The 13,678-nt window shown below is 65.1% G+C and carries 13 protein-coding genes; 3 read left to right on the top strand and 10 right to left on the bottom strand.

Features of this window, described 5'->3' with window-relative positions; genetic code table 11:
- Positions 1-336: 336 nt before the first annotated feature.
- The 8 genes from ACRECS_RS10970 to rpmI all read right to left on the bottom strand — a co-directional run bounded on the left by ACRECS_RS10970 (position 337) and on the right by rpmI (position 7,898).
- Complete coding sequence (locus ACRECS_RS10970) at positions 337-1,920, bottom strand: peptide chain release factor 3 (RefSeq protein ID WP_431583004.1); 1,584 nt, start codon at positions 1,918-1,920, stop codon at positions 337-339.
- A gap of 57 nt (positions 1,921-1,977) precedes the next feature.
- On the bottom strand, positions 1,978-2,859 hold the full coding sequence (locus ACRECS_RS10965) for an aldose 1-epimerase family protein (protein ID WP_431583003.1): 882 nt from the start codon (positions 2,857-2,859) through the stop codon (positions 1,978-1,980).
- Positions 2,852-3,292, bottom strand: coding sequence for a hypothetical protein (locus ACRECS_RS10960; RefSeq protein WP_431583002.1), 441 nt, complete (start codon positions 3,290-3,292; stop codon positions 2,852-2,854). The genes ACRECS_RS10965 and ACRECS_RS10960 overlap by 8 nt, the downstream gene beginning before the upstream one ends.
- Positions 3,285-5,660, bottom strand: coding sequence for a phenylalanine--tRNA ligase subunit beta (pheT, locus tag ACRECS_RS10955; protein WP_431583001.1), 2,376 nt, complete (start codon positions 5,658-5,660; stop codon positions 3,285-3,287). Before pheT ends, ACRECS_RS10960 begins: the two co-directional genes overlap by 8 nt.
- Complete coding sequence (gene pheS, locus ACRECS_RS10950; RefSeq protein ID WP_431583000.1) at positions 5,657-6,742, bottom strand: phenylalanine--tRNA ligase subunit alpha; 1,086 nt, start codon at positions 6,740-6,742, stop codon at positions 5,657-5,659. Before pheS ends, pheT begins: the two co-directional genes overlap by 4 nt.
- Entirely contained in the window at positions 6,739-7,236 is a 498-nt protein-coding gene (locus ACRECS_RS10945; protein ID WP_431582999.1) for a GNAT family N-acetyltransferase, read from the bottom strand. Before ACRECS_RS10945 ends, pheS begins: the two co-directional genes overlap by 4 nt.
- Positions 7,237-7,311: 75 nt before the next feature.
- On the bottom strand, positions 7,312-7,677 hold the full coding sequence (rplT, locus tag ACRECS_RS10940) for a 50S ribosomal protein L20 (RefSeq protein ID WP_034157821.1): 366 nt from the start codon (positions 7,675-7,677) through the stop codon (positions 7,312-7,314).
- Positions 7,678-7,694: 17 nt separating this feature from the next.
- A complete protein-coding gene (gene rpmI / locus ACRECS_RS10935) occupies positions 7,695-7,898 on the bottom strand; it encodes a 50S ribosomal protein L35 (RefSeq protein ID WP_034157820.1) in 204 nt (67 codons plus the stop codon).
- A gap of 265 nt (positions 7,899-8,163) precedes the next feature.
- Here rpmI and ACRECS_RS10930 point away from each other — a divergent pair, with 265 nt between their 5' ends.
- Positions 8,164-10,260, top strand: coding sequence for an AsmA family protein (locus ACRECS_RS10930; protein WP_431583111.1), 2,097 nt, complete (start codon positions 8,164-8,166; stop codon positions 10,258-10,260).
- Between the two features lie 18 nt (positions 10,261-10,278).
- Here the strand turns inward: ACRECS_RS10930 and hisN are convergent, their stop codons facing one another.
- Complete coding sequence (gene hisN / locus ACRECS_RS10925) at positions 10,279-11,064, bottom strand: histidinol-phosphatase (RefSeq protein ID WP_431582998.1); 786 nt, start codon at positions 11,062-11,064, stop codon at positions 10,279-10,281.
- Between the two features lie 85 nt (positions 11,065-11,149).
- On the opposite strand from hisN, the gene ACRECS_RS10920 reads away from it, so the two are divergent.
- The gene (locus tag ACRECS_RS10920; protein ID WP_431582997.1) at positions 11,150-12,214 is read left to right on the top strand and encodes a phospholipase A; all 1,065 of its coding nucleotides are present in this window, start codon (positions 11,150-11,152) and stop codon (positions 12,212-12,214) included.
- Between the two features lie 132 nt (positions 12,215-12,346).
- Positions 12,347-13,396 carry a GGDEF domain-containing protein gene (locus tag ACRECS_RS10915; RefSeq protein WP_431582996.1) on the top strand — a complete coding sequence of 350 codons (1,050 nt, stop codon included), beginning with the start codon at positions 12,347-12,349 and terminating at the stop codon, positions 13,394-13,396.
- 100 nt (positions 13,397-13,496) lie between these two features.
- Here the strand turns inward: ACRECS_RS10915 and ACRECS_RS10910 are convergent.
- The coding region (locus ACRECS_RS10910; RefSeq protein WP_431582995.1) for a hypothetical protein at positions 13,497-13,678 on the bottom strand (182 nt) is incomplete at its 5' end.

Below are 13,678 nucleotides of genomic sequence, written 5' to 3'. Positions count from 1 at the left end.
GACACAACCGGTGTCCCATATCTCCCGCCGCCCGTCCCTTCAGCCCCACCCCCTCAGCCCTGTCTCCGCAATCCTCTTACCGGCGACGATTCAACCATCACACTGGACCGGGCATGACATCCCCTGCCGGATTAAGGCCCGGTGCGCTCTTTCTTAGTGTTGAAAAAGCAGCATTGCTGCAGCGCCACCAGCGCGAAGAACAGCCTCGTCACGCCGAGCCCGTGGCCGGATGGAAGGTTGTTCGCGCAGAGACGCAGAGAGCGCGGAGATATGGTTTCCGCCGCTCGGCCAACACGCCTCTCTGCGTCCTTCGCGCCTCTGCGCGAACAAGCCTTCTTACCGTTCGCGTGTCGCGGCGAATTTCACCTTGGGATAGCGGTCGGAAACATAACCGACGTCCCAGGCCGTCTTGGCGAGATAGACCGGGTTGCCGTCACGGTCCTTGGCCATTGCGTTGCGGTTGACGTCCATGAATGCCTTGAGGTCGGCCGGGTTTTCCGCCGAGACCCAGCGCGCCGTGTCGAACGGCGCCATTTCCAGCCCGGCATCGACCTTATATTCGGCCTCGAGCCGGCTGAGCAGCACTTCGAACTGGAGCTGGCCGACCACGCCGATGATCCAGTTGGAGCCGATCTCGGGATAGAAGACCTGCGTCACGCCCTCCTCGGCCATATCATCGAGTGCCTTGCGCAGCTGCTTGGTCTTGGTTGGGTCCTTCAGCGCGACGCGGCGCAGGATTTCCGGTGCGAAATTGGGCAGGCCGGTGAAGCGCACATCCGCCCGCTCGCTCATCGTGTCGCCGACCCTGAGCGTGCCATGGTTGGGAATGCCGATGATGTCGCCCGGAAACGCCTCGTCCGCCAGCTCGCGATTCTGCGCGAAGAACAGGATCGGCGAATGCACCGCGATCGGCTTGCCATGCCCGGTCGGGGTCAACTTCATGCCACGCTTGAACGTGCCCGAGCACAGCCGCATGAACGCGATGCGGTCGCGGTGATTGGGGTCCATATTGGCCTGGACCTTGAAGATGAAGCCAGTGACGTCGGCGCGGCTCGGCAGAACCGGCTGCGGCTCGGCCGGCTGCGGGCGCGGCCCCGGCGCATGCGTGCCAAGCGCGGCGATCAGCTCGGCGACGCCGAAATCCTTCAGCGCAGAGCCGAAATAGACCGGGGTCAGGTCGCCGGCGCGGTACGCCTCGACATCGAACGCGCCGTAACCGCCCATTGCCAGCTCAGCCTCGTCGCGCAGTGTTGCGAGGCCGGCAGCGGAAATGACCTTCTCCAGCGCCGGATCGTCCATGCCGGTGAAGGATGACGCCTTGCCCATGAACTCGCGCGACGGCCCTTCAGGCTGGCTCAGCGTATTGGCATGGAGATCATACACGCCCTCGAAATCGCTACCCATGCCCACCGGCCAGCTCATCGGCGTGACGTCGAGCGCGAGCATATCGGCGATCTCGTCGAGCAGTTCGAACGGCGGACGGCCCTCGCGATCGACCTTGTTGACGAAGGTGATGATCGGCACCGACCGCAGCCGGCACACTTCGAACAGTTTGCGCGTCTGCGCCTCGATGCCGCGCGCCGCATCGATCACCATCACCGCGGAATCGACCGCGGTCAGCGTGCGATAGGTATCCTCGCTGAAATCCTCATGCCCCGGCGTATCGAGCAGGTTGAAGGTCAGCCCGTCCTTCTCGAAGGTCATCACCGACGAGGTGACCGAAATGCCGCGCTGCTGTTCAATCTTCATCCAGTCGGAACGCGCGCGCCGATTCTGGCCGCGCGCCTTGACCTCGCCGGCAAGATGGATCGCGCCGCCGAAATAAAGCAGTTTCTCGGTCAGCGTGGTCTTGCCGGCGTCGGGATGCGAGATGATCGCGAAGGTGCGCCGGTCGGAGATATGGTCGGAAGGGGTCGTCATCGCGACGCCCTACCCGCTCCACCGGCGTGAAGTCGAGAGATATGCCGAGCGGCTGGTTCAGGGCACCAGCGTCACGCGCATCACGATCTGGCGTTCTTCGCGCGGCGCCAGCTCGAATATGCCGGGCTTGGCGCGGAATTCGCCGTCATAGCTTTCAGGGTCGGCGATGCCGTGCCACGGCTCGACACAGACATAATGCGCGCCGGGCTTGGTCCAGATGCCGAGCATCGGCGTATCGGGAAACGCGATATCGAGCCGCGGCCCGGTTGATCCGCCATAGCTCAGCCGCTGCGAGCGAATCGGGCTCCACACCAGCGCATCATGCTCGAACAGCGCATCGCACAGGACAAGCGTGTCGCCTTCGACCGGCGACGGGCGCTCCTCCGCGGCTAGGAAACCGCCCTCGGTGATCTGCTTCAATGGCCCCGGCTCATCCTGTTCGAACCGGATACGATGATCGGCACGGTCAACGCCATAGGGCAGCGGCCAGGCAAAGGCCGGGTGCCAGCCGAAACTGGCCGGCATCGCGACATCGCCGGTATTGCCGATCCGCGCGGTCATGGTCAGCGTGCGTTCGACGATCGCGAAATCGATCTCGAGCAGGAAATGGAACGGATAATTATCCTGCGTGTCGCTGCTGTCGACCAGCCGGAAGGTCGCGCGCGACGCTTCCTGCCGCACCACGGCAAATTCGGTGCGCCGTGCAAAGCCGTGCTTGGGCATCGGATACTCAGCGCCATCGACCCGGATGACATCGTTGTTCACTCGCCCGACGATCGGAAACAGGATCGGCGCCCGCCCGGTCCAGAAGGCCGGATCCGCATCAGTCATCAGATCGCGCCCCGCGGCATCACGCAGCCAGGTCAGCTCCGCGCCATAGGGCTCGATCGCGGCGGAGAGGCCGTCGCCGGCGATCTGGATCAGCGGCAGATCAGGCATTGGATTTCACCTCCAGCTCGAACGTCGCAAGCAGCGGCCACATTTTCGATGCCATATCCTGATCAGTGCATTCCGCCGCATTTCGCACCAGATGATACTCCATCTCGCCCCGAATCCACCCGCGCTTGAGTATTGCCTTTAGCCGTCTGGAGAATTGCAGCCGAGCCTGGGACAAAGTCAGTGCATCTTGCGCGGACAGGCGAGCATCCAGTCGAGTGACCTCGTCGAGAGAGAAGTCCTCACTCATCTCGACCATATCGTTCACCGCCATACGCAAGCCCTTACGGGCATTTGACGGGCTTCGCTCTTCAATCGCCTGCAACACACGCAACGGATGGATGTCGCTATCCCGGGGGATGGCCATCACTTCGGTGGCGAAAAAGTCCATGAAGCGCTTCATGCGCTCATGGTCGAGATCGCCGGATTCAGCCACGCAAGCTCGCACCAAGCTTCGCCGCTGCCGCGACCACCTTGTCGGCGACCGCCTTCAGCTCCTCATCGGTGAAGCTCTTCGCGTTCGGCTGCAGCGTGATTTCGACCGCCAGGCTCTTCTTGCCGTCCTCGACGCCAGCGCCGGTGAAGACATCGAACAGCCGCGCCGTCGTGATCGCCGCCTTGTCGGCACCCTTCACCGCGCGGACCAGTGCGTCGGCGGCAAGGTCGGCGGGGACGAAGAAAGCGAAGTCACGCGTCACTGCCTGCAGCGCGGGTGGCGCATAGGCCGGGCGCATGAAGCCAGTCGCGCGCTTCGGCGGGATCGCGTCGAGATACAGCTCGACACCCGCCACCGCACCGTCGAGGTCGAAGGCCTTGAGCACGATCGGATGAACCATGCCGAACGCAGCCAGCACCGTTTTCGGCCCGAGCCGGAGCGTGCCGGACTGCCCGGGATGCCAGGCATCGCCGGCTTCCCCGAAGACCTGGAGATTGTCGACCGGCGCGCCCGCAGTCGTCAGCAGCGCCAGCGCCTCGGCCTTGGCATCGAACGCGTCGAAACCGGCCGCCCCTTTCGTAATTGGGCCGCCGCGCCAGCCGCGCGGACGGGCATTGCCGGCGAGGATCACGCCCAAAGTCGGTCGCTCGGCATCGGCAAGATAGCGCCGCCCGACCTCGAACAGGCGCACGCTCTGCTGCCCACGCTTGAGGTTGCGCGCCGCTGCCGACAACAGCCCGGCAAGCAGGGTCGGCCGCATCACCTTCAGGTCTTCGCTGATCGGATTGGCCAAGCTCCATGTGCCGCCACCGAATGGCGCGGCTTCGGCCTCGGACAGGAAGCTCCACGTCACCGCCTCATCAAGGCCACGCGCGGCGGCGGCGCGGCGGACGCGGCGCTCGAGCTTCTGCTCGGGCGTGGCGGTCGGCTTGGCCACGCCGGGCAGGCGCGCCAGCGGGGTCGAGGGGACAGTGTCGATACCCTCGATGCGGATCACTTCCTCGACCAGGTCGGGATAGCCCTCGACATCACGGCGCCAGCTCGGCACGCCGACCTGCCAGTCGGGCGAGACGGTGAAGCCAAGGCTTTCGAGGATCGCCTTTTGCCGCTCAGGCGCGACCGCAAGGCCACCGAGCGTTTCCGCGCGCGCCGGATCATAGGCGATGCTCCGCGCCTCAACCGGCGGCGTCCCGGCGCGCGTCACCTGGCTGGCGGTCCCGCCGCAAATCTCGGTGATGAGCCGCGCGGCGATGGCGATACCGTCATCGAGGAACGCCGGATCGACGCCGCGCTCGAAACGCTGCCGCGCATCGCTGGTCAAGCCGAGTTTCTGCCCGGTGCGCGCGATATGGTCGGGGTCGAAATAGGCGCATTCGATCAGCACCTCGGTCGTCGTGTCCGACGCGCCGCTATGCTCACCGCCCATGATGCCGCCAATGTCGTGCACCTGCGCGTCATCGGCGATCACCGTCATGGTCGCGTCGAGCGTATAGGTCTTGCCGTTGAGCGCCAGCACCTGCTCACCATCACGCGCCTTGCGCGCGACCAGCTTGCCGGTCAGCGTGGCGCGGTCATAGACGTGCAGCGGCCGACCGAGATCGATCATCACATAATTGGTGATGTCGACCAAAGCCGAGATCGGCTTCTGCCCGATCGCCTTCAGACGCGCCTGCATCCAGGCCGGCGCCGCGCCATTGGTGACGCCTGACACCGACTGACCGAAAAAGGCGGGGCAGCCGTCGGGATCGTCGGTGCCGGCCTGCGGCCCTTCGCCCGCGCCGGTCACTGCATCGACCTTCAACGGCTTGAGTGTGCCCAGGCCCGCCGCCGCGAGATCGCGCGCAATGCCGCGCACGCCCATGCAATCCTGCTTGTTGGGCGTGACGCTGACATCGATCACCGGGTCGTTGAGCCCGGCATAATCGGGATAGGGCGTGCCAACCGGCGCATCGGCGGGCAGCTCGATGATCCCGTCATGATCGTCGCCAAGTTCAAGCTCGCGGGTCGAGCACATCATGCCGTTCGACACCACGCCGCGAATCTCCGCGACCTTCAGCGTGATGTCGCTGCCCGGCACATAGGCGCCGGGCGCACCGAACACGCCGACCAGCCCGGCACGGGCATTGGGGGCGCCGCACACCACCTGCATCGGGCCGTCACCGGCATCGACCGACAGGACCTGGAGCTTGTCGGCCTGCGGATGACGCTCCGCGCTCAGCACTTTCGCGACCTTGAACGCGGCGAGCTTCTCGCCGGGATTCTCCACGCCTTCGACTTCAAGGCCGACGCGGGTCAGCGCCTCGACGATCGCGTCAAGCGAGGCATTGGTGTCGAGATGCTCGTGCAACCAGCTCAGGGTGAACTTCATGCGCCGACTCCCCCGCTCAGCGTGGGCACGTCCAGCGCCGAGAACCCATAATGTTTCAACCAGCGTGCATCGCCGTCGAAAAAGGCGCGCAGATCGTCCATGCCGTATTTGAGCATCGCCAGCCGATCGATGCCGCAGCCGAACGCGAAGCCCTGCCACTGATCGGGATCATAGCCGCCGGCCGCGATCACCTTGCGGTGGACCATGCCGCTGCCCAGCACTTCCATCCAGCCGTCCGAACCGCCGATCACGCGTTTGCCATTGACCAGGCTGTAACCGACATCGACCTCCGCCGAAGGTTCGGTGAAGGGAAAATAGCTCGGGCGCAGGCGAAGCACGACATCGTCGCGCTCGAAGAACGCCCGAAGGAAGGTTTCCAGCGTCCATTTGAGATGGCCGAGCGTGATGCCCTTGTCGATCACCAGCCCTTCGACCTGATGGAACATCGGCGTGTGCGTGGCGTCGCTGTCGGAGCGATAGGTGCGGCCAGGCGCAATGATGCGGATCGGCTTGTCGCCGCCCGCTGCCTGCATCGCGCGGATCTGTACCGGCGAGGTATGCGTGCGCAGCAACATCTTCTTCTCACCCTCACCGCCCTCGGGGAAGTAGAAGGTATCGTGCATCGCCCGCGCCGGATGCGTCTCGGGAATGTTGAGCGCGCTGAAATTATACCAGTCGTCCTCGATCTCCGGGCCGGTCGCGACCGCGAAGCCGAGATCAGCGAAGATTTCCGCCAGCTCGTCCATCACCTGGCTGACCGGATGGATCGTGCCCGCCGGCAGCGCATCGGCCGGCAAGGTCATGTCGACCGTCTCGCGCGCCAGCCGCGCGTCGAGCTCGGCGCGTTCGAGCAAAGCCTTGCGCTCCGCCAGCGCAGTGGTCACCGCCTCGCGCAGCCCCTGAATCCGCGGTCCCTGCACCAGCCGCTCGTCGGGCGACATACCGCCCAGGGTCTTGAGCAACGCCGTCACGGCGCCCTGCTTGCCGAGCGCGTTGACCCGCACCGATTCGAGCCCGTCCAGCCCGCCGGCGGCCTGGATCGCCGCCAGCAGGTCGTGTTGCAACTGGTCGAGGTCAGTCATGCGGGTCTTCCATTGCTGGTCAGGTCAATCGCCCAGGTGATGAGCGCGCCGTCTTCGGGATCGTCGCGCGTACCGGTTCGAACGAAGCCGTTCTTGTCGAGCACGCGTTGCGAGCCCGGATTGTCCACGCTGGTCTCGGCGGTCAAGCCGGAATGGCCATCGGCGCGCAGGATCGGCAACAATGCCGCGATCGCGCGCGTCATCACACCGCGCCCTTCATGCGCCGGCGCGACGCCGTAGCCGATCTCGTACCGGCCATCGCCGCCCTGTTTGGTGAAGCTGGTCATGCCGACCACCGTGTCGCCATCGGCGATCATCCACGCCACGGCGCGGTCAGTGGTCGCAGCGACGCCTTTGGTCACATCGCGCATCATCGCGGTCACCTCGACCGGCCCGATACCGCCGCCGCACTGGGTCAGCCCATCGGCACGCGCCGACGATTCGCCGAGCAGCCAGGCGAAATCACTGTCGGTCATGGCGTGAAGTGTGATCATGAACCTCGAATCCCAACGAAAAGGGCGCGGGAAGCATAGCCTCCCGCGCCCCATATCCGGTCGCTACAGGTCGCCTCAGGCGGCCTGGGGCAGAGCCGCCTTCGCCTGCGCGATGATGGCGCTAAACGCCGCACCTTCGTGCATCGCGATGTCGGCCAGGACCTTGCGGTCGAGATCGACGCCAGCGAGCTTCAGGCCGTGCATGAACGTGCCATAGGTCAGGCCTTCGACGCGGACGGCCGCGTTGATGCGCTGAATCCACAGCGCGCGGAACGAACGCTTCTTAACCTTGCGGTCGCGATAGGCGTATTGTCCGGCCTTTTCGACGGCCTGGCGGGCGATGCGGATCGTGTTCTTGCGACGGCCGTAAAAGCCCTTCGCCTGTTCAAGTACCCGCTTGTGCTTGGCGTGGGTGGTTACACCCCGTTTGACGCGTGCCATTGTCTAATTCCTTCCGCTCAACCGAGACCGTAAGGCGCCCAGGCCTTAACCGTTGCCGTATCGGCCTTGGACAGCACCTTGGTGCCGCGATTCTGGCGGATATATTTGCCGTTGTGATGCAGCAGGCGGTGACGCTTGCCGGCAACGCCGTGCTTCAACAAACCAGTAGCAGTGAGCTTGAAGCGCTTTTTGACGCCGCTCTTCGTCTTGAGTTTGGGCATTTTCGTCTCCTTATGAACGCGACGATTTATGAACAGCCACGGCAGCCCATACCGGCCGGGCAGTTCCTCTTACTCGCGAAAGGCGGGCGCATAACCGGGAGTCGCCGCAAATGCAACCATCGGGAACGATTCATGTCCGCCAATGATTGCATTGGGGATGGCCGACCCCGACAAACCCGTCACGAGCCCGTCCGCCAGTGAGGCGGAGCCCGTTACGGCGCCCGCGCCGGAAATCGCTGCAACGCCCGCGGCGAAGGATCCCGTCATGCCATGGTACCGGCGGCGATACCGCAAGCATACGCCGCTCGGCTGGATCGGGCGCATCCTGCTCGGCCTGCTCATCGCGATCATATTGGCCTGGGCAATCCTGTTCATCACCAAAGGCCGCTTTCTCAAGCACAGCTTCGAACGCATCGCGAGCCAGTCGACGCACCGGACAGTCAGGGTCGCGGGCGATTTTCAATTCTATTTCAACCCGATCAACCTGAAATTCGTTGCCGAGGAACTGAGCGTCTCCAATCCCGACTGGGCCGGTCCGCGCAATTTCTTCGAGGCGAAGCGGATCGATCTGCGCGGCGCGGTGGTGCCGTTTCTCTTTTCCGGCACGCGGCGAATCAACCGGCTCGAACTCGATGGCGCGCGCGTCGACATGGAGTGGGACAAAACGCGCCAGCACAACAGCTGGACCTTCGGTACGGGCAAGGGCAAGCCGCTCGAGCTGCCGCTGATCCGTGCCGCGACGGTGACCGGCACACAGGTCCGCTATCGCGACCCGCGCCAGCAACTGGCGGCCGACATCCTCATCGAGACCGCAAAGGCGACCGAGAGCCGCTTCGCCAGCGCGATCCGGCTGAACGGCACCGGCACGGCGCGCACCACGCCTTTCACGGTGGTGGGCGCCTTGCTGTCGCCCAACGCGACCATCGCCGGCGGCGAGAATCAGCTGATGCTGCATTTCGACGCCGCACGGACCAAGCTCGACGTTCTGGGGACGCTGCCCGGTGCGACCGCGCTGGAAGGATCGAAACTGCGCGTCACCGCGCGCGGCAGCAATCTGGCCGATCTGCTCGCGGTGATCGGTGTCGCGATCCCCGAAACGCGGACCTACAAGCTCAACGCGGCGCTGACCAAGGCGGGCAATGAATGGCGCTTCACCAGGCTGAACGGCTTTTTCGGCGACAGCGATATCGCCGGCACGCTGACCGTGGCGCTGAAGGAACCACGCCTGCTGCTCACCGCGACGCTCGCAACGCGCACGCTCGATATCATCGATGTCGCGCCGTTCATCGGCTACAACCCCGATCTTGTCGCTGCCAAGGGTGCGGCGGGGGCGATCACCCGGGTCGGCGGAACGCCGCGCTTGCTGCCCGACGCAAAGCTCCGGGTCGATGCGCTGCGCAATTTCGATGCCGATGTCCGCTATACGGTCCGCACCTTGCGCGCGCGCAGCCTGCCGGTCTCCAACATCGCGCTGACCCTCGGGCTCGACAATAGCCTGCTCACCTTGTCGCCACTGACCTTCGACATGGCACGTGGTCATGTCGCGTCGGACATCAGGATCAATGCACGGCGGCCGGCGGTGGTGACCGATTACGACATTCGCTTGTCGCCGACCCCGCTCGGCGTGCTGCTTGCGGGCTGGGGTGTCGAGGAATCGGGCACGACCGGCACGGTCAAGGCGCGGATCAAGCTGACCGGCATCGGCGACACGGTGCATGACTCGCTCAGCAACGCGAACGGGCGGATCGCGATCATCCTGCCCAAAGGGAGTTTCTGGACGCGCAACATCCAGCTTTCAGAGCTCGATCTCGGCACCTTCGTGTACAAATTGTTCCTGGGTAAATTGAAGGAGCCGGTGCAGATCAATTGCGGGCTGATCGGCTTCACCGTGCGCAACGGCATCGCCGCCGCCGATCCGATTCTGATCGACACGCAGAAGAATGTGATGATCGGGCGCGGCGGATTCAGCTTCCGGAACGAGGCGCTCGACATCGCCTTTCGCGCCGACGGCAAGAAGTTCAGCCTGATCTCCGCTCAGTCGCCGGTTGGCGTGGGCGGCTATTTCGCCGCTCCTGCGATCAACCCGATCAGCCCGCAGCTGGTCGAGCGCGCTGGGGTGGGGCTCGGATTGAGCCTGGTCGCGACGCCGCTGGTCGGCGTGCTCGCGTTTGTCGATGTCGGGGATGCGAAATCGGCCGCGTGCGGCCCGGTCCTGTCAGGGGCGACGGCCAAGGCGCAGACCACCACCAAGGGCAAGCCGCGCGACGATGTCGGCAAGGGCACCACCGCCAAGGCCGAGGACGGCAAGAGATCTGACGCGGAGAAAAAGGGCCAGAAGAAGAAGTTTCTGGGGATTTTCTGAATCCCCCTCGGGCTCAAATTAGCCGTGCCCGCGGCAGCCAAGCGCCTCGAGGATTTCCTCGACCCGCGCCGGATCGCCCGCAGCGATCACCTCGCCGATGCTGTCGGCAGTCAGCGGGTCGCCGGACCAGTCGCACATCCGCCCGCCGGCGCCCTCGACGATCGGCACCAGCGCAGCGAAATCATGCAGCTTCAGCCCCGCCTCGACCACCACATCGAGCCAGCCACTCGCGACGCCGCCATAATTATAGCAATCCCCGCCCAGCACCGTGCTCATCACGCCTGCCTCCAGATGCTCGAAGGCGTGAAGCTGGCCATCGTCGAACAGCGCAGGCGAGGTGGTCGCCAGCAACGCCTTGGCCAGATCGGGGCAGCGCCGCGTCTTTGCCGGCGTGCCGTTGAACAGAGTCGGCCGCCCGACCACCCCAAGCCAGCGTTCCTTGAGGATCGGCTGGTCAAGCACCCCCAGCACCGGCCAGCCGTCGGCGACCAACGCGATCAGCGTCCCGAAGATCGGCCGGCCGGAAATGAAGGCGCGCGTCCCGTCGATCGGGTCGAGCACCCAGGCACGGCCGCTGGTGCCTTCGCGCACGCCATATTCCTCGCCGATGATCGCATCGTCGGGATAGGCCTGTTCGATCATCTCGCGCATCGCGCGTTCGGCGGCGCGATCGGCCAAGGTCACCGGCGAGGCATCTTCCTTCGCCTCCAGGCCGTGGGGCTCGCGGAAATAGGGACGGATCGCCGTGCCCGCCGCATCGGCAAGACGGTCGGCAAAGGCGATATCGGATGGGGAGACGCGCATGGCCTCCGCCTAGCTTCCCTGCACGCCAACCGCCAGCCGCGAATCACGACTCGCATCCGTAACAAACGACTGGCATCACGCCGCGATGCGCACGCTCCTCCTCGCCGCGGCCTCGGCCGTGATCGTTGCCACGCCGGCCACCGCCCAGCTCCGCCCGCTTGTCGAGCCGCCGGCATCGGCGGCGGCGGCGCAGGACGGTGTCGAGGTCTTCTTGCTCAACGAGGGCAAGATCGCGGTACCGGCGACCGGACCCGACTCGATCGAAACGGTGGCGAAGGATGGCACCAGGCTGCGCCTGATCGCCGCGCCCGACGAGCCACTGACGGTGCAGCCCGGCGGCTTTGCCCGCCTGCATTATCGCCTCGCCGCCGCCGGAGCGGTCGCGGCCGCCCCGGTCGCCACACCGGCGCCTGTCATGGTCGCCGAATCGACTCCGCAGCTTGAGACGCTGGCGCGCAGTTCAAGCGGCACCTCGACCGCGCTGATCGATCGCATTCGGCCCTATGAACCGACCTATGCCGTCTGGGGGCCCGGCGACGCCGGCATCAAGATGCAGTTCAGCGCTGCGGTCCGGCTGATCGGCCGCGAAGACGGCTTCCGGATCAAGGGCGCCTATACTCAGACGATGTTCTGGGCGCTCAACGAGCCGTCGGGGCCGATCCGCCCGACCACCTATAGCCCCGAGCTGTTCGCCGAACTGCCGCTCGGCCGATCGACCACCCTCGGCCTTGGCTATCGCCACGATTCGAACGGCGAAGCGGGAACCAGGTCGATCGACGTCAATCGCATCTTCGTGCGCGCGAGCAGGACGTTCGACCTGGGCGACGACTGGCGTTTCGAACTGACGCCGCAGGCCTGGTTCTACACCAGCCGCCTCGGTCGCGGGACCAATATCGACCGGTACTGGGGCTATACGTCGCTGACCGCCTCGATCGCGCAGACCGATGGGCTGAAGATCGCGGGCACGCTGCGCGGCAACGTCGATACCGGCAAGGGTGCCGGCGAGCTGTTCATCTCCTATCCGCTGACCCGTTTCGGCCCGGCCGGCATCTACCTCTTCGGTCAGGCCTTTAGCGGCTATGGCGAAGCGCTCAGCAATTTCGATCGCAGCGACAGCCATGCGCGGATCGGAATCGCCTTCACGCGGTGATGTGGCGCGGCATCAAGTCGTTACGCTCGGTCATCGGTTATTAGCAGTTCGACCCTATCACCCTGACCGGAAGGGGAAGTCGTGCCGTGCTCCGGGAGCGCGACGCGAAGCGACAAGAGGTGAAGAACGGCAATGGCGGGCGCGAGTGCAAAACGGGTGGCGAACACCGGTGACGCGTCGGCTGAGCTGTTCTGGCGTATCGGCGAGTTCCTGCGTGACAACCATCTCAGCCCCGACCCGCTTCACTACGCCTTTGCCTATCGTGTGCTGACCGACATGCACGGCCCGCTGGCGCGGGCGGTGGCGCATCTGACCGATGGCGGCGTCCGTCTGTCACGGCGCGACATCGAGAATCTCGGCGGCGAAATCGGTGCGCTCGCGCCACCGCCGCCGACCGAGGAGGTGCTTCGCGGCAGGAGCGATGGCCTGGTCGCGCAGACTCAGATGCAAGTCGAGGATTTCACCGACATCGTACAGGCAATGCGCGCCGAGACCGAGGGTTTCGGTCGCGACCTCGCTGCCAGCGCGGATGCGATCCGGCATCGTCATGATGCTTTGGGGCCGGAAACACTGGGGGTCGATGAGGTGGTCCGCATCACCACCCGGATGCTCGACCGGGTGCGCTCGGCCGAAACCCGGCTCGAGGCGGCAACGCGTGAAGCGACCGAGCTGCGTGCGCGATTGGAAGAAGCGCGCGACAATGCGCGGCGCGACCCGCTGACAGACTTGCCCAACCGCCGCGCTTTCGAGGAAGCTTACGCCGCGCAGATGGCGACCGGCGCGCCGGTGTGTGTCGCGGTCTGCGACATCGACCATTTCAAGCGCGTCAACGACCAGTTCGGCCATATGGTCGGTGACCGCGTGTTGAAGGCGATTGGTGAAGCCCTGCGTCTGGGTTGCGAAGGGCATTTCGTCGCGCGTTATGGCGGCGAGGAGTTCGCGATCCTGTTTGCCGACACACCGCGCGACACGGCAATGGCGACGCTGGAGACAGCGCGCGAAACCGTTGCCGCGAAACGCTACCGCCTGCGTGAATCGGATGAACTGCTGGGGGCCGTCACGTTTTCGGCAGGGCTGACCGCGGCGGCCCCGGACGAGCCGTTCGGCGCGGTCTTCGCCCGGGCTGATGCGCTGCTTTATGCTGCCAAACATGCCGGCCGGAATCTTAGCCGGGCCGGCTAGGGATTCCGAATGCCAACTATTGGCAAAAAATACTGCGGAATTTGGCAATCGCCGCGCCGTTGGCGCGTAAGAAAATTACATATCGTGCGAATACAGTCACTTACAAAACTGGCACGCTCCATGCAATTCCCTGAGCATCGGTGACCGGATGGTCCGGATCGCCGAAAATCAGGGAATAGATACCATGTCCATCCGTTTCGAAGCCGCTCAGCGCGTTGCTTTCTCGCTCGTCGCATCGCTCTTCGTCGCCGCCGTGATGATCAGCGCAGCAGTCCCCGTCGT

This window comes from Sphingomonas sp. (assembly GCF_050725575.1).
Lineage (GTDB): Bacteria > Pseudomonadota > Alphaproteobacteria > Sphingomonadales > Sphingomonadaceae > Sphingomonas.
Note: the sequence above shows the minus strand (reverse complement) of the source record. Positions and strands in the feature narration are given on the sequence as shown.

What these genes read in the sequence shown, in the direction of transcription:
- ACRECS_RS10930 (WP_431583111.1), top strand. Translation starts at nt 8,164, where the DNA reads ATGCCATGGTACCGGCGGCGATACCGCAAGCATACGCCGCTCGGCTGG.
- pheS (WP_431583000.1), bottom strand. Translation starts at nt 6,742, where the DNA reads ATGACTGACCTCGACCAGTTGCAACACGACCTGCTGGCGGCGATCCAG.
- ACRECS_RS10920 (WP_431582997.1), top strand. Translation starts at nt 11,150, where the DNA reads ATGCGCACGCTCCTCCTCGCCGCGGCCTCGGCCGTGATCGTTGCCACG.
- pheT (WP_431583001.1), bottom strand. Translation starts at nt 5,660, where the DNA reads ATGAAGTTCACCCTGAGCTGGTTGCACGAGCATCTCGACACCAATGCC.
- ACRECS_RS10965 (WP_431583003.1), bottom strand. Translation starts at nt 2,859, where the DNA reads ATGCCTGATCTGCCGCTGATCCAGATCGCCGGCGACGGCCTCTCCGCC.
- hisN (WP_431582998.1), bottom strand. Translation starts at nt 11,064, where the DNA reads ATGCGCGTCTCCCCATCCGATATCGCCTTTGCCGACCGTCTTGCCGAT.
- ACRECS_RS10915 (WP_431582996.1), top strand. Translation starts at nt 12,347, where the DNA reads ATGGCGGGCGCGAGTGCAAAACGGGTGGCGAACACCGGTGACGCGTCG.
- rpmI (WP_034157820.1), bottom strand. Translation starts at nt 7,898, where the DNA reads ATGCCCAAACTCAAGACGAAGAGCGGCGTCAAAAAGCGCTTCAAGCTC.
- ACRECS_RS10970 (WP_431583004.1), bottom strand. Translation starts at nt 1,920, where the DNA reads ATGACGACCCCTTCCGACCATATCTCCGACCGGCGCACCTTCGCGATC.
- rplT (WP_034157821.1), bottom strand. Translation starts at nt 7,677, where the DNA reads ATGGCACGCGTCAAACGGGGTGTAACCACCCACGCCAAGCACAAGCGG.
- ACRECS_RS10945 (WP_431582999.1), bottom strand. Translation starts at nt 7,236, where the DNA reads ATGATCACACTTCACGCCATGACCGACAGTGATTTCGCCTGGCTGCTC.